At 58.0% G+C, this 21,601-nt stretch carries 24 protein-coding genes; 20 read left to right on the plus strand and 4 right to left on the minus strand.

From position 1 onward, the window contains the following. Positions 1–154 precede the first annotated feature (154 nt). From C5687_RS17825 to flgA, 3 genes are all read right to left on the minus strand, one after another. Positions 155–598 carry a flagella synthesis protein FlgN gene (locus tag C5687_RS17825; protein ID WP_059385130.1) on the minus strand — a complete coding sequence of 148 codons (444 nt, stop codon included), beginning with the start codon at positions 596–598 and terminating at the stop codon, positions 155–157. Between the two features lie 17 nt (positions 599–615). Then, positions 616–909 carry a flagellar biosynthesis anti-sigma factor FlgM gene (flgM, locus tag C5687_RS17830; RefSeq protein WP_104557470.1) on the minus strand — a complete coding sequence of 98 codons (294 nt, stop codon included), beginning with the start codon at positions 907–909 and terminating at the stop codon, positions 616–618. Positions 910–980: 71 nt separating this feature from the next. Then, positions 981–1,676, minus strand: coding sequence for a flagellar basal body P-ring formation chaperone FlgA (gene flgA, locus C5687_RS17835; protein WP_104557471.1), 696 nt, complete (start codon positions 1,674–1,676; stop codon positions 981–983). A 248-nt stretch (positions 1,677–1,924) separates the two neighbouring features. Between flgA and flgB the strand changes: the two genes are divergently transcribed. From flgB to psrA, 20 genes are all read left to right on the plus strand, one after another. Further along, complete coding sequence (gene flgB / locus C5687_RS17840) at positions 1,925–2,335, plus strand: flagellar basal body rod protein FlgB (protein ID WP_104557472.1); 411 nt, start codon at positions 1,925–1,927, stop codon at positions 2,333–2,335. Positions 2,336–2,341: 6 nt separating this feature from the next. Next, positions 2,342–2,746 (plus strand): flagellar basal body rod protein FlgC, encoded by a 405-nt coding sequence (gene flgC, locus C5687_RS17845; protein WP_059385126.1) that lies wholly within the window; start codon positions 2,342–2,344, stop codon positions 2,744–2,746. 8 nt (positions 2,747–2,754) lie between these two features. After that, complete coding sequence (locus C5687_RS17850; protein ID WP_104557473.1) at positions 2,755–3,459, plus strand: flagellar hook assembly protein FlgD; 705 nt, start codon at positions 2,755–2,757, stop codon at positions 3,457–3,459. Between the two features lie 22 nt (positions 3,460–3,481). Next, complete coding sequence (flgE, locus tag C5687_RS17855; protein WP_104557474.1) at positions 3,482–4,669, plus strand: flagellar hook protein FlgE; 1,188 nt, start codon at positions 3,482–3,484, stop codon at positions 4,667–4,669. A 9-nt stretch (positions 4,670–4,678) separates the two neighbouring features. Then, positions 4,679–5,416 carry a flagellar basal body rod protein FlgF gene (locus C5687_RS17860; RefSeq protein ID WP_104557475.1) on the plus strand — a complete coding sequence of 246 codons (738 nt, stop codon included), beginning with the start codon at positions 4,679–4,681 and terminating at the stop codon, positions 5,414–5,416. 19 nt (positions 5,417–5,435) lie between these two features. After that, a complete protein-coding gene (gene flgG / locus C5687_RS17865) occupies positions 5,436–6,218 on the plus strand; it encodes a flagellar basal-body rod protein FlgG (protein WP_104557476.1) in 783 nt (260 codons plus the stop codon). A gap of 47 nt (positions 6,219–6,265) precedes the next feature. Beyond that, complete coding sequence (locus tag C5687_RS17870; RefSeq protein ID WP_104557477.1) at positions 6,266–6,967, plus strand: flagellar basal body L-ring protein FlgH; 702 nt, start codon at positions 6,266–6,268, stop codon at positions 6,965–6,967. 1 nt (position 6,968) lies between these two features. After that, entirely contained in the window at positions 6,969–8,096 is a 1,128-nt protein-coding gene (locus C5687_RS17875; protein ID WP_104557478.1) for a flagellar basal body P-ring protein FlgI, read from the plus strand. After that, complete coding sequence (gene flgJ, locus C5687_RS17880) at positions 8,096–9,016, plus strand: flagellar assembly peptidoglycan hydrolase FlgJ (RefSeq protein WP_104557479.1); 921 nt, start codon at positions 8,096–8,098, stop codon at positions 9,014–9,016. Before C5687_RS17875 ends, flgJ begins: the two co-directional genes overlap by 1 nt. Before the next feature lie 93 nt (positions 9,017–9,109). After that, positions 9,110–10,744, plus strand: a complete 1,635-nt coding sequence (flgK, locus tag C5687_RS17885) for a flagellar hook-associated protein FlgK (protein ID WP_104557480.1) — start codon at positions 9,110–9,112, stop codon at positions 10,742–10,744. A gap of 10 nt (positions 10,745–10,754) precedes the next feature. Next, on the plus strand, positions 10,755–11,657 hold the full coding sequence (gene flgL / locus C5687_RS17890; protein ID WP_104557481.1) for a flagellar hook-associated protein FlgL: 903 nt from the start codon (positions 10,755–10,757) through the stop codon (positions 11,655–11,657). A gap of 71 nt (positions 11,658–11,728) precedes the next feature. Next, positions 11,729–13,354, plus strand: coding sequence for a methyl-accepting chemotaxis protein (locus C5687_RS17895; RefSeq protein WP_104557482.1), 1,626 nt, complete (start codon positions 11,729–11,731; stop codon positions 13,352–13,354). Positions 13,355–13,512: 158 nt separating this feature from the next. Then, entirely contained in the window at positions 13,513–14,238 is a 726-nt protein-coding gene (gene fliA, locus C5687_RS17900) for an RNA polymerase sigma factor FliA (protein ID WP_025759752.1), read from the plus strand. A gap of 361 nt (positions 14,239–14,599) precedes the next feature. Then, on the plus strand, positions 14,600–14,950 hold the full coding sequence (flhD, locus tag C5687_RS17905) for a flagellar transcriptional regulator FlhD (RefSeq protein WP_104557483.1): 351 nt from the start codon (positions 14,600–14,602) through the stop codon (positions 14,948–14,950). A gap of 2 nt (positions 14,951–14,952) precedes the next feature. After that, entirely contained in the window at positions 14,953–15,528 is a 576-nt protein-coding gene (gene flhC / locus C5687_RS17910; RefSeq protein WP_059385113.1) for a flagellar transcriptional regulator FlhC, read from the plus strand. A gap of 83 nt (positions 15,529–15,611) precedes the next feature. Then, positions 15,612–16,508 carry a flagellar motor stator protein MotA gene (gene motA / locus C5687_RS17915; protein ID WP_059385112.1) on the plus strand — a complete coding sequence of 299 codons (897 nt, stop codon included), beginning with the start codon at positions 15,612–15,614 and terminating at the stop codon, positions 16,506–16,508. Further along, positions 16,505–17,410, plus strand: coding sequence for a flagellar motor protein MotB (gene motB / locus C5687_RS17920; protein ID WP_059385111.1), 906 nt, complete (start codon positions 16,505–16,507; stop codon positions 17,408–17,410). Before motA ends, motB begins: the two co-directional genes overlap by 4 nt. Continuing rightward, positions 17,397–19,316: a chemotaxis protein CheA gene (gene cheA / locus C5687_RS17925; RefSeq protein ID WP_104557484.1), complete on the plus strand. Its 1,920-nt coding sequence runs from the start codon at positions 17,397–17,399 to the stop codon at positions 19,314–19,316. Before motB ends, cheA begins: the two co-directional genes overlap by 14 nt. Then, complete coding sequence (locus C5687_RS17930; protein ID WP_104557485.1) at positions 19,313–19,834, plus strand: chemotaxis protein CheW; 522 nt, start codon at positions 19,313–19,315, stop codon at positions 19,832–19,834. Before cheA ends, C5687_RS17930 begins: the two co-directional genes overlap by 4 nt. Positions 19,835–19,934: 100 nt before the next feature. Next, positions 19,935–20,834, plus strand: coding sequence for an L-proline-binding transcription factor PsrA (gene psrA / locus C5687_RS17935; protein ID WP_104557486.1), 900 nt, complete (start codon positions 19,935–19,937; stop codon positions 20,832–20,834). On the opposite strand, the gene C5687_RS17940 is transcribed toward psrA, so the two are convergent. Further along, entirely contained in the window at positions 20,809–21,600 is a 792-nt protein-coding gene (locus C5687_RS17940) for a substrate-binding domain-containing protein (RefSeq protein ID WP_104557487.1), read from the minus strand. The genes psrA and C5687_RS17940 overlap by 26 nt on opposite strands. Position 21,601 lies beyond the last annotated feature (1 nt).

Genomic DNA, 21,601 nt, shown 5'->3' on the forward strand with positions numbered 1-21,601 from the left:
CCCCAAAGGGGCGAGGGGACTGTTGGGTGCGGTTTGTGATGGCAGCGCAGGTCTGCTTTTTACCCTCTCCCCTTTGGGGAGAGGGCCAGGGTGAGGGGGGGCAAAAAAAAGCCCACCAGAGGCGGGCAAAAGAGGACAACGCAGACAGATAAGATCAGATGCTGATGTTGTATTTGCGACCCGTCGGCATCTGGCTGGATTCCCCCGCCGGGCCGTACAGTGAGCTGGCGTGACCCACGTTGTCGATCGCCTTCTGGATATGCTGGTTTTTCTTCATATGGCTTTGCAGCAGGGATTCCACCTGCTGATTCAGCGCTTTGGTGCTGCGCACCTTTTCATGCACCTGCTGCCAGCTGGCGAACAGCTTGCCGAGCCCCGGGTAGGGGGCTTCGGTGCCGGAGGTTTGCTCCTGCTGGCGGCGCATGTCGTCGTAGTACTGCAGGGTCGTCAGCAGCTGGTTTTTGTTATCCGCCAGCACCTGCAGCGACACCGGGTTGATCTGGGTACGGTTGAGCTGATTCACCTCTTCAATCATGATCGCCTCCAGCTCATCCAGAGAGGTTTTCATTTGCGTGAGTATCGGGTAAAGCTTGTCCATAAGGGGCCTGTAAACGGTTAAAACGAAAACATGTCCTGCACCATCGCCTGAGCAATCTTCTCCGGCTCAATGCGCAGGGTACCCGCCGACAGCGCGGCGCGCAGTTCGGCGACGCGGGCGTGGTCCACGTCGCGGCTGTCGTCGGTCTGAATTTTTTTAGTCAGCTCGCTCAGGGTGACGTTAGTGTTGTCACGCTTTTCGCTGCGCGTGGCCGCCACCTCACTCTCCTGCGGCTGCGTGCGGGCGCGCAGATCCTGCGTCGGGGCAATCTTCGCGACTGGCGCGGTGGTCTGGCTGCTGTTGATGCTCATGGTGGTCCTCGCAATAACATTAAGTGCTCAATACTTCTTTCTTCGGTGATTCTCAGAAAAGCTAAAATTTATTATTGAGAAATAATCATCACCTGACCGTCGGCCGCCACTTTCCCGCTGACGGTGCGCCCGCCTGTTGTTTTTACCTTCAGCACGTCATCCACTGCGGCGTTATTTAGCGCCTTGCCCTGGCTGCGGATCCGAAAGCCCGACCCGGCGGTCACCAGATCCACCGTCTGCCCGGCACGCAGCCGCCACTGCTGGCGCAGCTGATTTTCCAGCAGCGGTTTACCGGCGTCGATGGCGCGGGTCAGGCGCTGGCCGATAATCTCGTCGGCGCTAAAGATCAAGCCGCCGGGCTGGTTATCGAGACTGCCGGTGACCGGTTCGATATCGCTGCGCTGAACGATGGCCCCGCCGGGCAGGCTCTGGCTGGCCACCCACCAGGTGCCCTGGGCGCTGATGCGTACCGGCAGGAAATGACGACGTGCGCCGCACTGGGCCAGCACGGTACGCTTGCCGGTGAGACGGCTGTCGCGCCCCACCAGGCTCAGTTCCGGGTTCTCACACACACCTGCCAGCTGGGCAGGCGTGGCGAGCAGGGCCACGGTGCGCACCACCTCGCCATTGCTCTCCGGCTGCTGGATCAGGGCATCCAGCTTGAGCAGCAGGCGCTGCTTCGCCGTCTGGTCAGACGGAACGCTGGCACCAGCAGACGCAGAGCAGAGCAAGACGGCCATCGCCGCGCTGAATAATCGGAGCTTCATCTTATTGCCTTAATACGGTATTTAATTTATAAAACGTGGCGAAATTATATACGCAGTGGCGAGGCTTTTATTGCCTTAAATAATGACACTTCTGACGGCATTTACCTTCTTCATTTTTTTCTCGCGCTTTTCATTATTTCGATTTCCCTAAATAGGCTTATTTTTGTCGGGTCTTCGCAGTGTGATATTTCACCTGCGCTGTCTACACTATCGCAGTTTAAATAACGCGAGACAGGAGTCCTGTTGTCATGAATAAACTTGATGACGCCTTTCGCTTTCAACAGCAGGCGTTAGGTTTGCTGTCGCGCCGTCAGGATATTTTGGCTTCGAATATTGCGAATGCCGACACCCCTGGCTACCAGGCGCGGGATATAGATTTTCCTCAACAGCTAAAAGCGGCCATGGAAAATAACACCCTGGCGAAATCACCCGTATCACTGGCATTAACGTCAAACCGCCATATTGAAGGCAAAGCGATGCCGTTTGACGACGCTCAGCTGCTTTATCGCATTCCGGATCAGCCGAGTGCCGATGGTAATACGGTGGATATGGATCGTGAGCGCGTTAATTTCGCGGATAACGCCGTGAAATATCAGTCGGGACTGACGTTCCTTGGCGCGGATATTAAGAAAATGATCACTGTGCTCAGTCAGGGGTAATTAGCGATGTCGCTCTTTAGCGTATTTGATATTTCAGGCTCTGCGATGGCGGCCCAGTCCCGCCGTCTTAACGTCAGCGCCAGCAATATGGCCAACGCCGACAGCGTGGCAGGACCGGACGGCCAGCCGTACCGCGCCCGTCAGGTGGTGTTTGAGGTCGATAACGCCGTCGGTCAGGAGATTGGCGGCGTGCAGGTCCGCGACGTGGTGGAGAGTAGCGCCCCGGATCGCCTGGTGTACGAGCCGGGCAATCCGCTGGCGGATGAGCAGGGCTATGTGCGCATGCCCAACGTCAACGTGATGAACGAGATGGTCAACACCATCTCCGCCTCTCGCAGCTACCAGGCCAACGTGGAAGTCATGAACTCCGCCAAAAGCCTGATGCTGAAAACATTAACTCTTGGTCAGTAAGGACGCATATGGCGGTCTCTTCGATTAACAACAACAGCGGCACGGGCGGCACCGGCACGGGCAACAGCGCGGCGGATCTGTCGAACCAGTTTATGACCCTGCTGGTGGCGCAGATGAAAAACCAGGATCCCACCAACCCGATGGATAACAACCAGCTCACCTCGCAGCTGGCGCAGTTCAACATGGCGGCGGGCGTCGAGAAGCTCAACACGTCTGTCGCTCACGTCTACGCCATGATGTCCCAGCTGGGCAGCATGAGCGCCTCCTCCTGGGTCGGGCGCAGCGTGCTGATTGAAGGGGAGGCGAAGGTCTCCTTTGGTGAACCGGCTATCGGCATCATGCAGGAAGGGGTGGAGCTACCGAGTAACTCCGACGATTTCCACTTCGCGCTGTCGGACGATGCCGAAACGGTCACCGTCACGCTGCACGACGGCGATAAGGCCTACACCGCCGAGCTGAAGAATGTCAAGAAGGGGATGAATACCTTCAACCTCGATGACCTGGAAAACTTCAAGCCGGAGCCGGGGCCACCGCGCGATCGCGAGTACACCCTCTCCTTTGAGGCCAGCAACGCCGAAGGGGAGAACCCGACGGTCTATGGCCTGATTCAGGAACAGGTACAGGGCGTCACCATGGATCCGAACGGGCCGATTCTGCATCTGCTGAATCACGATCCGATCACTATGGACAAAGTGTTCGTCATTCAAAAATAAACATTACTTCTGGAACGAAATTATGGGTTTTTCACAAGGTCTTAGCGGTCTGAGCGCCGCGGCAAAAGCGCTGGACGTGGTGGGTAACAACATCGCCAACTCCCAGACGATTGGGTTTAAAGCCGGCTCGGTCTCCTTCGCCGATATCTTCGCCGGTTCGACGGGGATGGGGGTGCGCGTGGCCGGCGTTGATCAGAACTTTGGCGACGGCAACCTGGCGAACGGTAGCTCCGCCCTTGATATGGGGATCTCTAATCGCGGCTTTTTCCGCATGGTCGATGCGGCAGGCAGCGTGTTCTACAGCCGTAACGGTCAGTTTGATCAGGATGAAAATGGCTATATCTATAACAAAACCAACGGACTGTTTTTAACCGGCTACCAGGCGACGAACGGGGCGATTAACCCCGGCGCAGAGGTTGGGCCAATCCGCATTCCGAAAGACGATATGCCGCCTGCGGCGTCCACAAAAGGGTCGCTGACGGGGAACCTGAAGTCCGATGCGGAGATCATCACCAAGCCTTTCGATAAGGACGATAAAGATACCTACAACTACGTCAGCGAAGTCACCGCGACGGACAGCCTGGGCAACAAGCACGCCATTAAGGTCTATTTCGTGCATACGGCTGCAGGGAAATGGACAGCCCATGCGGAAGACTCAACCTCACCTGCGGGCATGAAACCAATTAATCTGGAGTTTGATAACAAAGGCAACATTGTTGGCGACCCGAAACTGGACATTGATGGCGCTGCCTATAACGGCTCTGCGCCATTGGCATTGAAACTGGATTTTTCAAAACTGAGCCAGAACAGCGGCGACATGCAGATCATGCTGGGCGAAATTGACGGCCAGGCGCCGGGCAAATTCAACGGCTACGAAGTCAGCGACAGCGGGGAAGTCATCGTTATCTACAGTAACCAGAAACGCCAGACCGTGGCGCAGGTGGTGCTGGCGGACTTTGCCAACGTCGGTGGTCTGGCGCAGCAGGGTAACAACCTGTGGGCGGAGACCGGGCAGTCCGGCCAGCCGTTCCTCGGCACCTCCGGTAGCGGCAGCTTCGGTACCATCAACGGCGGGATGCTGGAGACCTCCAACGTGGAGCTCGGTGAAGAGATGGTCAACATGATCGTCTATCAGCGCAACTACCAGTCCAACTCACAAACCATCAAAACCCAGTCTGAAGTGTTGCAGACGCTGGTTAACCTGCGTTAAGGCTGAACGATGGATCGCGCTATCTATACCGCCATGAGTGCCGCCAACGCGGCGCTCAACCGCCAGGCGGTCACCTCAAACAATCTGGCGAACAGCTCCACCGCAGGCTTTCGCGCCCAGCTGGCGGCCTTCCGCTCCGTACCCATCGAAGGGGAAAGCCTGCGCACCCGCGCGCTGGTGGCGGAGTCGACGCCGTTTCACGACACCACCATGGGGCCGATCACCCATACCGGCCGCAGCCTCGACGTGGCGCTGCCGCAGAACGGCTGGCTGGCGGTGGCGCTGGACGACGGCAGTGAAGGCTACACCCGCAATGGCGCTATCGAGGTGGATCAGGACGGGGCGCTCAGCGTCAACGGCCGTCCGCTGATGGGCGACGGCGGGCCGCTGGAGGTGCCGCCACAATCCCACGTCACCATCGGCAGCGACGGCACCGTGTCGGCGCTCGGCATGGGCGACGACCCGACAGCGCTGGTGCCGGTGGGCCGCCTCAAACTGGTCAACGCCGACATGAACGAGATGGTACACGGCGACGACGGTCTGTTCCGCACCGCAGGCGGCAACCCGCTGGCGCAGGACGAAACCCTGCGCCTGACGCCGGAGGCCATCGAAGGCAGCAACGTCAGCCCGGTGCAGGCCATGACGGCGATGATCGCCAACTCACGCGGCTTCGACATGAACATGAAGGTGATCCGCACCGCCGACGAAAACGCCCAGAAGGCCAACCAGCTATTAAGCGTGAGCTAAGGCCGCGCAAGGAGTCACTATGATTCGTTCCTTATGGATCGCAAAAACCGGGCTGGAAGCACAGCAGCTCAATATGGACGTCATCTCCAACAACCTGGCGAACGTCAACACCAACGGCTTTAAGCGTCAGCGCGCCGTGTTTCAGGACCTGCTCTACCAGAACATGCGCCAGCCCGGCGCCCAGGCAACCGAGCAGAACACCCTGCCGAGCGGCCTGCAGCTGGGCACCGGCGTGCGTCCGGTCTCCACCCAGCGCGTGCACACTCAGGGCGGAATGAACCAGACCGGCGACGAGTACGACGTGGCGATTGAAGGGGAAGGCTTCTTCCAGGTGCAGATGCCGGACGGCAGCACCGCCTACACTCGCGACGGCCACTTCTCGAAAAACGCGGACGGCCAGCTGGTGAATGCCGAAGGCTACCCAATCCAGCCGGGGATCGTGATCCCGCAGGATGCCACCAAACTCAACATCGGCAGCGACGGGATCGTCAGCGTCAAGGTGCCAGGGCAGGCGGAAGAGCAGCAGATTGGCCAGCTGACGCTGACCACCTTCGTCAACAATTCGGGGCTCGAAAGCATCGGCGGCAATCTCTACAAAGAGACCCAGTCCTCCGGCGCGCCGAATGAGCTGAACCCGGGGATGGAGAGTGCGGGCACCCTGAAACAGAGCTACGTGGAAATCTCCAACGTCAACGTGGCGGAAGAGCTGGTGACCATGATTCAGGTGCAGCGCGCCTACGAAATCAACAGTAAAGCGGTCTCGGCATCCGACCAGATGCTGCAGCGGCTTTCCCAGCTGTAATCCTCTCTCTGGCCGCCTGTGCGGCCAGACATTTTATCGACACTGAAATGAATAAACTTTCTCAACATATCCCGGCGGCGGCGCTGCTGGCAGGCACGTTGCTGCTCGGCGGCTGTGCGCACATCATGCAAAAGCCTCTCGTCGAGGGGCCGACGACGGCAACACCATTACCGATGGCACCGGCGGCCACCGGCGGCTCACTGTTTCAGGCCGGACAGGCCATGAACTACGGCTATCAGCCGATGTTCGAAGACCGTCGCCCGCGTAACGTGGGTGACACGCTGACCATCCTGCTGCAGGAGAACGTGAGCGCCAGCAAGAGCTCCTCCGCCAGTGCCAACCGTAATGGATCGGCCGGTATGGGGCTGATTGCGGTACCGACCAAACTCAACAGCTGGCTGGGCGATGGCAAAGCGGATTTTGAAGCCGAAGGTAAAAACGATTTCGCAGGCAAAGGCGGCGCGGCGGCGCGTAATACCTTTACCGGCACCATCACCGTGACCGTGAAAGAACTGCTGCCCAACGGCAACCTTGGCGTGGTGGGTGAGAAGCAGATTGCCATCAACCAGGGCACCGAATTTATCCGCTTCTCCGGGGTGGTGAACCCGCGCACCATCAGCGGCAGCAACACGGTGCCCTCCACCCAGGTGGCAGACGCCCGCATTGAGTACGTCGGCAACGGCTACATCAACGAAGCGCAGAATATGGGCTGGCTGCAGCGCCTGTTCCTGAACCTTTCTCCTTTCTGATATGACCATGAAAAAAGAATCTATTCTGTTATTTCTCAGCCTCCTGCTCTACGGCATGACGCTGGCGGTACCGAAAGTGGTACATGCGGAACGCATTCGCGATCTGGCGACGGTACAGGGCGTGCGGTCCAACTCCCTGATGGGCTACGGCCTGATCGTTGGCCTTGACGGTACCGGCGACCAGACCATGCAGGCGCCGTTCACCGGCCAGAGCCTGAACAACATGCTCTCGCAGCTGGGGATCACCGTCCCGGCGGGCACCAATATGCAGCTGAAAAACATCGCCGCGGTGATGGTCACCGCCGAGCTGCCGCCGTTTGCCCGTCCCGGCGACAAGCTGGACATTGTGGTCTCCTCGGTGGGGAACGCCAAAAGCCTGCGCGGCGGTACGCTGCTGATGACCCCGCTGAAAGGGGCGGATAACCAGATCTACGCTATCGCTCAGGGCAACATTTTGATCTCCGGCGCAGGGGCGCAGGCGGGCGGCAGCCGCGTGCAGGTGAACCAGCTTAACGGCGGGCGCATCAGCGGCGGGGCCACCGTGGAGCGCGAGGTGCCGAACGGCTTCGCTACCCAGAACATCGTGCGCCTGCAGCTTAACGAGAGCGATTTCTCACTGGCGCAGCAGATCAGCGACGCCATTAACCAGCGCTACAGCGGCGGGGCGGCGATCCCGGAAGACGCCCGCACCGTGCGCCTCTTTGCGCCACCGGACGGCCCGTCCCGCGTGCGCTTCCTCGCCAACATTCAGGACATTCCGCTGCGGGTCAACGTTCAGGACGCGAAGGTGATTGTGAACTCGCGTACCGGCTCGGTGGTGATGAACCGCCACGTCTCGCTGGACGCCTGCGCAGTGGCCCACGGCTCCCTGACGGTGGAGGTGATGCAGAACAACATCATCAGCCAGCCCGATACGCCGTTTGGCGGCGGCGAGACGGTGGTGGTGCCGCAGACCGATATCTCGGTGCGCGACAGCGGCGGCTCGCTGCAGCACGTGCGCAGCAGTACCGATCTGAACGCGGTGATCCGCGCCCTCAACAGCCTGGGCGCGACGCCAAACGAGCTGATGTCGGTTCTGCAGGCGATGAAAAACGCCGGCTGTCTGCGGGCGAAGCTGGAGGTGAACTGATGAACGCTTTCGATAAGCTCGATCAACCCGCCTTTGATGTCCGCTCGCTGGACACGCTGAAACGGGAGGCCGGGCGGCAAACGCCCGGCGCGCTGAAGGCGGCGGCGAAGCAGATGGAAGGTATCTTCGTGCAGATGATGATGAAGAGCATGCGCGATGCCACCTTCAAGGACGACCTGCTGAACAGCCAGTCTTCTGAGATGTACACCGCCATGCACGATCAGCAGGTGGCGCAAAATATTGCCGGGAGTGGTCAGCTCGGCTTTGCCGATCTTATCGTCCGCCAGCTGGGCGGGGAGGTTGATGAACCCATCGTGAGCACGCCGGGGCGCGATCTCCTGCGGCCTGGGCTTTCCGCCACGCCTGCCACAGGCCCACTGCGCCTGCCTGCGCCGGTGTCGTTCGCCAAACCGGCGGAAGGGGCGCATCCGTTTATTGCCCGTCTGCTGCGCCCGGCCCAGGCAGCCGCGCAGCAGAGCGGGCTGCACCCGCACCTGATCCTCGCTCAGGCGGCGCTGGAGTCCGGCTGGGGCAAACGTGAAATTCCTGCCGCCGACGGCAGCCCGAGCCATAACCTGTTCGGGATCAAGGCGACGGGCGACTGGCAGGGCAAAACCACCGAAATCACCACCACCGAATACATCAACGGCGTGAAGCAGAAGGTGAAAGCCGCCTTCCGCGTCTACGACTCCTACGAACATGCGCTGGCGGATTACGCGAAGCTGCTGACCCGCAACCCGCGCTATCGTGGCGTGGTGCAATCTGATTCGCCAGAGCAGGGGGCGAAAGCGCTGCAGGCGGGCGGCTACGCCACCGATCCGGCCTACGCCAAAAAGCTGATCACCATTATTCAGAAGGTGAAAGGGGATATTCAGCAGGGGGTGAATGCCTATATGCACGACCTCGATAAAATTTTTTAGAAAATTTTGTCATCACCGATGAAATAAGCAGAGCCATGAACATCTGGCCCGGAAATCCATGCCGGGCCCGCAATCAGGGAATATCCAGAGCGTATGAATAACCTTTACAACTTAGCCAGAAACGGCATCAGCGTGGCGCAGGCCGCCATCCGGGTGACGGGCGATAACCTGGTCAACGGCATGTCCAACAACTACAGCCGCCGCAGTCTGCTGATCGGTGAGCTGGGCGGGATGTCGACCCCACAGGGGTTTTACGGGTATGGCGCCCGCATCGGCGGCGTGGAACGCGCCTATGACGCCTTTGCCAATAACCAGCTGCGGGATTCACTCTCCACCTATGCGTCACTGACGGGACGGATGGAGCAGCTGGCGGATATCGACAACATGCTGGCGGATGAAGCGGATAACGTCTCCGTGTCGCTGGGCAAGCTGTTTACAGACATGGCTGCCCTGAGCGCCAACCCGTCGGAAGGCCCGGCGCGCGCGACGGTATTTGCCTCCCTCGAGATACTGGCAAACCGCTACAATGCCAGTGCAAAGCGTCTTACCGGCCTGGAAAAGAGCACCAATACCCAGATTGAGCGCAGCGCCAGCGAGATCAACAGCTTTACCGAGCAGCTGGCGCAGATTAACAAACAGCTGGAGCGCGCCCAGGGCAATGGGGCACAGCCTGCCGATCTGCTGGACCAGCGCGACGCGCTGCTAGAAGGGCTGAGCGAACAGCTTGGCATCACGGTGACCGAAGACCATACGTCCGGTCGCGTCACGGTCACGCTGTCTGACGGGCGACCGCTGGTCTCCGGCGATACCGCCTACAAACTGCAGACCTCACCGTCGGATGCCGACCCGAATAAAACCATCGTCTCCTACGTGGATGCCAACGGCAAGGCATCGCCGCTGGATGAAAACAGCATCACCAAAGGCCGCCTGGCCGGGTTGTTCAAATTCCGCAATGAAGACCTCCCGATGGCGCGAAAGGATCTGGATCAGATCGCCTTTATGATGGCGCACCGGATGAACGATCAGAATAAGGACGGCATCACGGGGGAGGGTCTGCAAGGCGAGGATCTGTTCTCGCTGCCGGAGATCAAGGCGATTGCCAATGCGAAGAACGGCGGAACTGGAACGCTGACCTCTATCACAGTGGAAGATTTCAGACTGGTGAAATCAGAAAACTACGATATCCGTTATGAAGCGGGGCAGTGGGTGGTTAAAGGGGAGGATGGTCGCACCGTGCCGGCAAACCTTACGGGCGATGAACTCAGCTTTGACGGTATCAAAATGACGGTCCCTGTGCCTCCGGCTGTGCAGGGTGGGGATAAATTCACCCTCAATCCGATGTCCGGCGCAGCCGAAGGCATCAGCCGCAAAATTACCAGCCCGTTAGAGTTTGCTGCCGCCGACAAGCCTGGTGAACCCGACAACAACAACAACCTCCAGAAGATGCTGGAGATCCAGAAAGAAGCGCTGATTGGCAACAACACGCTCAGTGAGGCCTATGCCAGCCTGGCAGGCAAAATCGGGGAAAGCGCGCGTGAAGTGAAATCTTACACCAACAGTGCTTACACCGATCTGGAAACCAAATACGACACCAAACAGGCGCTCACTGGCGTCAATATGGACGAGGAGTACATCAACCTCGATATGTTCCATCAGTATTACCGGGGCAGCGCGCAGCTGTTGCAGACCGCCAACGCCATGTTTGATGCCCTGCTGGCCATCCGTTAAGGAGACGATGATGCGATTAAGTACGCTTTATATGTATAAGCAAAGCGCGGCGGCCATGACGAACCGCATGAGTCAAAGCAATGAAATCTATCTGCGGATGTCGGCGAACAAAACGCTACTCAAAGCCTCTGACAACCCGACTGCCGCGACCGACGCGGTGAAGCACCAGGACGCGCTGGCGCAGCTGGAGATGTACAGCAGCGTGCGCTCCGGGGCACGCAGTGCGATGGAGTTTCAGGATCATATTCTGAATGGCGTCGGTAACCTGATGACCACCACCCTGAAGGAAAAACTTGTTGCCGCAGGGTCGGGCGCCTATTCCGATGAAGACCGCCATGCGCTGGCGGAGGAGATCAAAGGGATCCGAACCAATCTGCTGGATTTAGCCAACAGTCGGGACAGCAGTGGTCGCTATATTTTCTCCGGGTTTAACACCGATACGCCTGCCTTTGATGAAGTCGGGAATTACCGCGGCGGTAATGAAGCACGCAAACAGACGGTTGCTGACGGTACGGAAATGCAAACAAGCCATCTCGGTGACGAGGTGTTTGGCGATATTTTCATGGTGTTGAACGATGCCGTTGCCGCATTAATGATGGAATCCGTTGATGAAGAAACCGCAGAAGCCATAAAAGCCGCGCTGAGCGCTGCCAGCAAAGGGCTTGACGCGGGCATCGAGCGTCTCGGGAAAGCACAGGCCGAACTGGGCACTAACCTGCAGCAGCTTGACGCCCTGGATTTGACCGGCAACGTACTGATCAACGACACCATTGTCAAAGTGCAGGACGCCATCGGCGCCGATGTCAGCATGCTGGTGACGCTGGCATCGGAATCGCAGATGTCGGATCTGGCCTTTAATGCCTCGATGTTTGTTTACAAGAATATGCAGAAGATGAGTCTGTTTAATCTGTAATTCGAACGCCCTCTTTATTCACTTCAGACGCTACCGCGTACGGCCTGCCCGTGCGCGGAGGGTGGAAAATTATGTTAGCTAAACTCAAAATTTACAGCACCGTCACGCTGATTATCGGCCTGTTCGCGGTAATGCTATTCGGCGTGACGGCCTATGCCGTGTTTAATGCCGTCTCCAGCAACCAAAATTTCAAACGTATTGTCGTGGCCGCTGAGAATAACGATCAGATGCGCGACGCGGCCTACAATATCAGCGCGGTCATGGCCAATACCAACGGCCTGATGCTGCAGGCGGCGCTGGGTAACCCGGTCTCGCAGAATGTCGCCAGCCATACGCTCAACGTGGTGAAAACCGCCCGCCGCAATATGGACGATTTTATGGCCTCACCGTTCAATACCGAGGAGGAGCGTCGCCTGGCCGCGGAGGTTAATGCGGCATTTAACGAGGTCTATAAAGTGGCGGAAGTGAAGCTCGGCTATGTGCAAAACCCGGCTGGGTATAGCGGCTCTCTGGAACACGATATGGAGCTTCGCACCCAGCTGCGTAACAAGGTAGAGCAGTACACGGATGCCAGCGCGCGGGTCAGTGAAGAGATTACTCAGGCGTCAGCGCGCGACTACAAAATTATGCTCGGCGTTGGCCTGGTGGTGGTGCTGCTGGCGGTGGTGCTGCTGTTTGTGATCCGCTTCTGGCTGCGTCAGACCCTGGTTCAGCGTATGGCGACGACCGTTGATGTCCTTAAGCGTATCGCCGACGGCGATCTGAGCAAGGAGATTGAGGCCGGCAGCGAGAATGAAATTGGCAATATGCTCCGGGAGCTGGAGCAGATGCGCACCTCGCTGGCCACGACCGTCTCCGGCATTCGTGAAAGCGTGCAGCGTATTCACAATAACGCGCAGGAAATTGCCCACGGTAACAACGATCTCTCCTCCCGTACCGAAGAGCAGGCGGCGGCGCTGCAGGAGACGGCGGCCAGCATGGAGCAGATCAAAACCACCGTACGCCAGAATGCTGACAACGCCCACGCGGCGCGTGAACTGGCGGAAAGCGCCAGCACCAATGCCCATAACGGCGGGGAGGTGATGCAGAGCCTGGAGCAGATCATGGCCCAGATCACCACCAGCTCGCGTCAGATTGCCGATATCAATGGCGTGATCGACAGCATTGCCAACCAGACCAACATCCTCGCCCTGAACGCGGCGGTGGAAGCAGCGCGTGCCGGCGAGCAGGGACGCGGGTTTGCGGTGGTGGCCGAAGAGGTGCGTAACCTGGCGAAACGCAGCGCCGATGCGGCAAAAGAGATCAATCAGCTGATCAACACCAGCGTGAATAATATTGATATCGGTTCGCGTCAGGTAGGGCAGGCCAGCCACGTCATGCAGGAGATTGTGACCTCCGTCGGGCAGGTAACCCAGATCATGGGCGAAATCACCTCCGCCTCGGACGAGCAGAGCGCGGGTATCAACCAGATCTCACAGGCGGTGAACGAGATGGATCTGGTCACCCAGCAGAACGCGGCGATGGTGGAAGAGGCGGCACTGGCGGCAAGTGAACTGGAAGCGCAGTCAGACGCGCTGGAGAAACTGGTGGCGCAATTTCGTCTTAACCAGGAGAGCCGTCAGGTGAACGTCACGCCTGCGCCTGAAAAAATGCCGCGGGCGAAGGAACCCGATCTGGCCCAGTGGGAAACCTTTTAATTCTGTGAATTAACGTCATTAATAACGATATATTTCCGCGACGCGTAAACATTCGCGCGAAGTAACAGAATGCGCATTTTTATAAAGGCTTATCGCACTATTTGAATGCGCAATTTCACCGGATAATTCTCGCAGAGAATAGTGGGTGGAATGTAATCGTGGATGGTATTTATACGGCCGAAGGGCTGGAAGATAAATCGGTAGTCTGGTCTAAATATCACTATCTGGTGCGGCAGGAAGCAATGCGTTTGCATAAGCGGCTTCCTGCCAGTGTCGAGCTGGATGATTTAATTCAGGCAGGATCGATTGGTTTTTTAAGTGCGGTCGACAGTTTCGACCCGAAAAAAGGGGTAACGCTCACGGCGTGGATCACCCAGCGGGTGAAATGGGCGTTATTAGATGAGCTGAGAGAAAGCGACTGGGTCCCGCGACGGGTTCGAACCCATACGCGGGAAATAGTGGCAATTATTCAGCAAATCGAACAGGAAAAAGGTGGCGAAGCGACCGAAGCTGAAATTGCAGAGCGCATGGGCGTATCGCTGCAGGAATTTCAGCAGATGCTGGCAGATAATAATGCCAGCCAGATGTATTCGGTTGATGAGCTGCAGGAGAATTATGCCGACAGCTGGGAAACGAGCGATGACGAAAATGAATCGCTTAATCCACTGAATGATGCTGTCCGCCAGAATCTCATCGAGCGTATTACGGAACATATTCAGTTCATACCCGAAAGAGAGCAGGTACTGTTGCAGCTCTATTATCTTCAGGATTTGAACATGAAAGAGATTGGTCTGGTATTGGGCATCACGGAAACACGGGTGAGCCAGCTGCACAGTCTGGCGGTTAAAAGGTTAAGAAGTCGTATGGAATCGGATTGTCGATAAATACAGGCTCTTAACATTTATATTGTTAACACCGGTTAAACAGCAGGATTAATCATTAAAATCAAGCTTTAATAACGTTTAACAATGCTTTATTAACTTTTTAAATCAACAGGTTAACAGTGACTGGAGGATTTGGAGACATTTCTGTCGCTTGTTCGGAAAATACTTAGTGTTTATGATTTTGCCAGTTTTGTGATGCAGCCTCCTTTGGCATTGAGAAGTACATGACGCATTTACTGAGGAAGAATGACTTACCTCAGTGAATATCAATACCAAAAGACTCTCTGCATCAGTTCGGAAACGTTATCTATCTAAACTGACATGCCAGCTATTGGCTGAATAACATTGGGAGTTTTCGCCTGTGTCTAATTTCGACGAGTACCTGCAGAATATTCATGATATCAACCTGTCCTATTTACTGCTGGCCCAGCAGCTGATTCGTCAGGATAAATTTGCGGCGGGTTTTCGCCTGGGGTTGTCTGAAGGAACCATTGATAACCTGAAAGAACTTTCGCTGCCGCAATTAATGAAGCTGGCGACGACCAATCAGCTTATTTGTCGTCTGCGCGTGGATGATGAAGTGGTTATTGAAAATCTGACCAAGGATTCGCGCATTGAAGCCCTGCAGCAGATCCACACCGGCATTATTTTGTCGACCAACCTTCTGAATGCCTTAAGCGAAGAAGATGCGGTCACGGCGGAGGAGGCATAATCATGTGTGGTGAAAAAAGTCTGCTGCAGGAAATTGATGAAGTGAATATCGCCATGGGATTAATTTCTCTCGGGGCGAGAATGCAGGTGCTGGAGTCGGAAACCTCCCTGAGCCGTCGCCGTCTGCTGCGTTTATATAAAGAATTACGCGGCTGCCCGCCGCCAAAAGGGATGCTGCCTTTTTCAGAAGACTGGTTTATGTCGTGGGAACAGAATATTCACTCGTCCATGTTCTACAACATTTACCTCTATTTGAAAAAGACCGAGCAGGGGCGTTCCATTGAAATGCTGATGAAGACCTATCGTCTTTATCTGGAACAGTGCAGCACCTGTTCCGATGAAAAACCGGTGCTGGGTCTGACCCGCGCCTGGACATTATTACGCTTTATCGACTGCGGCATTATTTCGCGTAAAGCCTGCAGCGTGTGTGGCGGCGGTTTTATCGTCACCACCGAATTTATCAAAAACCCATTTACCTGCAGCTTGTGCAGCCCGCCGTCGCGTGCGCTTAAAAAATCCCAGGTAAGCAATACCGGCCTCCTGGGTTCGTTCGCGGCGCCGGAAATCCTGACGGCCTGATCCCCGTGACGGCAGTGCACAAGATGGCGTTTACCTGATGCCGGGGCTCCCGGCATCGGTCAAAGTACCGAAAAGGAGAAATTGTGTTAGTTATTGTTGGCTATCTTGTTGTCATATCGACCGTTTTTGGTGGTTTTCTCTTATCCGGCGGTAACCTGATGGCGCTGTTTCAGCCGCTGGAGCTGTTGATTATCGGCGGGGCCGGGGTTGGGGCGTTTATCGTTGGCAACAACGTCAAATCCCTTAAAGCAACGGGCAAGGCGCTGGTTAAGCTCTTCGTGGGCAAGCGCTACAACAAAGCGGTGTATATGGACCTGATGGCGCTGATGTTCCTGTTGCTCTCCCAGAGCCGCGTGCACGGGCTGATGTCGCTGGAAAAGGACATCGAAGACCCGCAGAACAGCGATATTTTTAGCGCCTATCCCCGTCTGATGAGCGACCCGATGCTCGCCAACTTTATCCTCGATTACTTCCGCCTGATGATTGGCGGCAGCATGAACTCCCATGAAATCGAAGCCCTGATGGATGAAGAGATCGAGACCTGCGAAGAGGAGCTGGAAGTGCCAGCCCACAGCCTCAATACGGTGGGCGATGCGTTTCCGGCGTTCGGCATTGTGGCCGCGGTGATGGGCGTGGTGAACGCTCTGGGCTCGGCGGATCGCCCGGCGGCGGAGCTGGGCGTCCTGATTGGCCACGCGCTGGTAGGGACCTTCCTCGGGATCCTTATCGCCTATGGTTTCGTGCTGCCGCTGGCCACCCTGCTGCGCCAGAAGAGTTCCGATCAGGTCAAAATCCTGCAGTGCATCAAGGTGACGCTGCTCTCCAGCCTCAACGGCTATGCCCCGCAGATTGCCGTGGAATTTGGCCGTAAAACCATCTTTACCAGCGAACGTCCGTCGTTCGAAGAGCTTGAAGAGCACGTGCGCGAAGTGAAATCCAACGCCACGCTGAAAACCAAAACCTCGGACAGCGCCGCATGAAGAACGTCACGCCTGTCATCATTTCCCGTAAGCGTAAAAAGAAAAAGCATGCGCACCACGGCGGCACCTGGAAGATTGCCTATGCCGACTTTATGACCGCCATGATGGCCTTCTTCCTGGTGATGTGGCTGCTGTCGCAGTCCACGGACATGGAAAGGGAGCTGATTGCCGACTACTTCCGCATGCCGCTGAAGCCGTCGATGGCCAACGGCGATAAAACCAGCCTCAGCGACAGCGTCATCCCTGGCGGCGGGGATGACATCATCAAGCGGCAGGGCGAAGTGTTTAAAGGACAGCTTAGTCAGATCGATAAGCACAAGCGCGTCGAGAGCCTGAAGCAGGCAAAAGAGAAGCTGCAGAAGATGATCGAAACCGATCCGCGGCTGAACAACTTCAAGTCCAACATTTTGCTGAATCTGACCAACGACGGGCTGCTGATCCAGATCACCGACTCCCAGGACCGCCCCATGTTCCGCGTGGGCAGCGAGCTGCCGGAATCCTACATGAACGGCATTCTGCAGGCGCTGGTGCCGCTGCTGCAGGAGCTGCCTAACGCGCTGAGCCTGACGGGCCATACCGACTCCCTGCCGTATGCCGGGGGCGAGGGCGGTTACAGCAACTGGGAGCTGTCCGCCGGTCGTGCTAACGCCGCGCGTCGGGTGCTGGTCAGGGCCGGGCTGAGCGATGAACGTTTTCTGCGCGTGATCGGCACCGCCAGCCGGATGCCGCTGGAGAACACCCTGCCGGAAAGCGCGGTGAACCGCCGCATCAGCATTCTGGTCCTCAGCCGCTCGAAAGAGCAGGAGATCCGTCTGGAAGATACCCAGGCCCAGCGTGCAGAGAGCGTGCTGAGCGATATCAATCTGCAAAACGTGCAGGGCTATACCGATGGACATGAATGATTTTTCGCAGATCTTTTTTACTGAGGCAGAAGAACTGCTGGCCGACATGGAGCAGCATCTGCTGCAGCTTGACGTGGTGGCGCCGGACCAGGAGCAGCTGAATGCGATTTTCCGGGCGGCACACTCCCTGAAAGGGGGCGCAGCCACCTTCGGTTTTACCGCCTTACAGGAGACCACCCACCTGCTGGAGAACCTCCTTGACCAGGCGCGGGCAGGGGAGAGGACGCTCAGTCGCTCGATCATCAACCTTTTTCTGGAATGTAAGGACATTATGCAAGCGCAGCTGGAAGCCTATCAGGCTTCGCAGGAGCCTGATGACGCTCAATTTCGCTATATCTGTGAAGCCCTCAGAGAGATAGCCCTTGAAGGAAAACCGCCCGCACCTGAGCCCGCGCCCGTGCCAGCCAGCACGGCCGGGGAGAAGGAAGCCACGCTGGTCGTGACCCTGCGAAACGTTGATGCGCGCGAGCAGACAATGCTGCGTGACGAACTGAGCAATATGGGGACGATTTCAGACGCACAGACGTCGTCTGACGGCATGACGGTGACGCTACAGACCACCGCCTCGGCGGACGATATCACCGCCGTGCTCTGCTTTGTACTCGACAGCAAGCAGATTGAGGTCCGGCCCGCAGAGCCCGCAGCGGCACCAGCGCCCGCTGCGCCACCCGAGGCCGTTGCCAAAAAAGCGCCACCGGCGCCGCGGGCAGCCAGTCAGGAGTCCGGCAGCATTCGCGTGGCGGTGAGTAAAGTGGACCAGATTATCAACCAGGTGGGCGAGCTTATCATCACCCAGGCGATGCTCTCCCAGCTCTCACGGACCCTTGATCCGGCCAGCTACGATCTACTGTCCGGCTGCGTGGCGCAGATGGAGCGCAACACCCGCGAGCTGCAGGAGTCGGTGATGTCCATTCGTATGATGCCGATGGACTACGTTTTCAGCCGCTTCCCGCGGCTGGTGCATGACCTGGGCGCTCGCCTGAATAAAGAGGTCGAGCTGACCCTGAAAGGCGGCTCCGCCGAGCTGGATAAGAGCCTGATCGAGCGCATTATCGATCCGCTGACCCACCTGGTGCGTAACAGCCTGGACCACGGCATTGAAGAGAAAGAGGTCCGCGTCGCAAAAGGCAAACCGGTCACCGGGAACCTGACGCTTTCGGCCGAACATCACGGCGGCAACATCGTGATTGAAGTGAGTGACGACGGGGCGGGGCTGAACCGGGAGAAGATCCTCGCCAAAGCCCGTTCCCAGGGGATGACCATCAGCGACACCATGAGCGACGACGATGTGTGGATGCTGATCTTCGCCGCCGGTTTCTCCACCGCCGAGAGCGTGACGGACGTCTCCGGACGCGGCGTCGGTATGGACGTGGTGCGACGCAACATTCTGGCGATGGGCGGCCACGTCGACGTGCTCTCCACGCCGGGAGCCGGGACCACTATCCGCATTATCCTGCCGCTGACCCTGGCCATCCTTGACGGCATGCTGGTGAAGGTGGGGGAGGAGATTTACGTCCTGCCGCTGGGCGCGGTGATGGAGTCGCTGCGGCCGACCGACGAGATGCTGTGCCGTTTTGTCGGCGAAGAGCGCCTGCTGCAGGTGCGAGGCGAATATCTGCCGCTGGTGCTGCTGCGCCAGCGTCTCTCGGTCGCGGGCGAGGCTCCGGCCGACGATGGCATTGTGGTCATCGTGCAAAGCGCGGGCTGCCGCTACGCGCTGTGGGTCGACCAGCTTATCGGCCAGCAGCAGGTGGTGGTCAAAAACCTTGAACATAACTACCGCAAAGTGCCTGGCGTCTCTGCAGCGACCATCCTCGGTGATGGCAGCGTGGCACTGATCCTTGATGTGGTTGAGCTCTCAACGCTCAACGCTCCACAACCCCAGAGGGAGGGGGTAAACGCATGACAGTAGCAACCGCGAGTAAACCCGCCGTACCCGACGCCATTGCGCAGGAGTACCTGGTATTCCGCCTGGGCGATGAAGAGTACGGCATTGATATCCTTAAAGTGCAGGAGATCCGCGGATGCGATCGCCTGACGCGTATACCGAACGCGCCGAACTTTATCACCGGCGTGACCAACCTGCGCGGCGTGATTGTGCCGATTGTCGATCTGCGCGTACGCTTCGATCTGCCCGATCCGTCGCAGGACGACAAAACGGTGGTTATCGTGCTCAATCTGAACGATCGTGTGGTGGGTATCGTGGTTGACGGTGTGGCAGACGTGCTGTCGATAGATGTGGATAACATCAAGCCGACCCCGGACGTGGCCTCGGTGCTCTCTGGCCGCTACCTGCTTGGGCTGGGCGTGCTCGACAGCCGAATGATTATTCTGGTGAATATTGAGATGCTGCTGAGTCGCGAAGAGATGGCGCTGGTGGATGCGGTGGCGTCGTCGCATAGCGAGGCCCACAGCCTCATGTAGCGCTTTGCGGACACACATCAGCGGCAGAGGTTGCCGCTGATTCATAAGTCGCTATTATGAATGTCCGAGTTTCCAGAAAGCGCTAAGGATTGCCAGAAAAATGCCCGTCAATTTCGACCTCAACGATCTTTACGCCTTCAGAGCCCTGGTGGAGTACGGTAACTTCCGCATCGCCGCGGAGTCTATCTGCCTCTCCCAGTCCGCCTTAAGCCGCCGCATTGAGAAGCTGGAGACGGCCGTCGGTGCGAAGCTGTTCGACAGAACCACCCGGCGCGTGACGCTGACCCTCTTCGGGCAAACTTTTGCCGATCGCTGCGGGCAACTTCTGGAAAATGTGGAGTCGATGCTGGCGGATATCGACAAGGTGAGCGAGGAGCGCACCGGGCTTGTCACCGTCGCCACCGTGCCGTCGGCGGCCTGCCATTTTATGCCGGAGGTGATCCGTCAGTTTCACAGCCGCTATCCGCGCGTGCGCATCAGGCTTATCGACAGCAGCGCGGGCAACGTCATTGAGGCGGTGGCCAGCGGCCAGGCGGACTTTGGCATCTGCTTTGCCAGAAGCCTGCAGCCGGATATTACCTTTATGCCGCTGGTGGAGGATGTGTATGTCGCCGCGTGCCGTCGCGATCATCCGCTGGCGGGGCGCAAGAGTCTGACCTGGGAGGCATTTTATCAGCAGGATTACATCAGCCTGGATATTACGTCGGGGAACCGCAATTTGCTCGATCAGATGCTCGGCCATATTAAGCCCGAGCGTCCGGGCATTTGCGAGACGCGCCACGTGACAACCATGCTGGGAATGGTCGAAGCGGGGATCGGCATTGCTGCCGTCCCCGCCATGTCAATGCCTCACTCTGAGCATGCTGTACTGACCTCTGTCCCGCTGACCGAGCCCGAAGTCAAACGCACTGTCGGGCTGATCCGGCGCAGCGGGCGGATTCAGTCGTGGATTGCCGCCGAGCTGGAAACCCTCATTACTGCCCGTTACCGCGCGGCGTAGCGACGGGGATCATCCCGGTGGCGGTGATGGTCTCATGCGCCTGCGGCGACGCGAGGTAATCCAGCAGGGCTTTCCCCGCGGCAGGGTGCTCCGCGTGGGCGGTAACCGCTCCGGCAAAACGGGTGATGTACTGCAGGTTATCCGGCAGTTTGCCGACAAAGGTCACGCCGGGCTCGGGCAACAGCTCGCTGACCTGCTGGAACCCTACGGCGTATTTCCCTTTCGCCACCTCAGAGGCAACCGGGATCCGCTCCACCTTGTGCGCTTTTCCCGCCACCTGCGCGTCAATCCCCAGTTTTTTGAACAGCTGACTTTGCACATACCGGCCGCTGGCGCTGTCGGAGTAGGCGATAGTGCTGGTCGCAAGCAGGGTCTGTTTTAGCGCGCTGTCCGTGGCGATATCCGGCACGGGCGACCCGGCTTTCACCACCATGCCGATGGGCGAATCCGCCAGCTCCACCCGTGAATCGGCGTTGACCATCCGGTCTTTCGCCAGATGCGCCAGCGCATCGCCGACCATGATCACCACATCCGCTTTTTCACCGCGTGCCAGCCTGTTGGGGATCGCCTGCGGCGTCTGTCCCATCGACGGCCCCGGGATCAGCACGATGTGGTCACCCGTCCGGGCTTCATACCCGGGGGCGAGTTTTTCCAGCGCGGCCTTAAAACCGCCCGAAATCATAACCGTCACCTCTTGGGCCAGCGCGCCTGCGCTGGTGGCCAGCAATACCAGCCCGGTCAGTCCTGAACGTAAGAATGTGCGCATA

Source organism: Enterobacter sichuanensis (genome assembly GCF_002939185.1).
GTDB lineage: Bacteria > Pseudomonadota > Gammaproteobacteria > Enterobacterales > Enterobacteriaceae > Enterobacter > Enterobacter sichuanensis.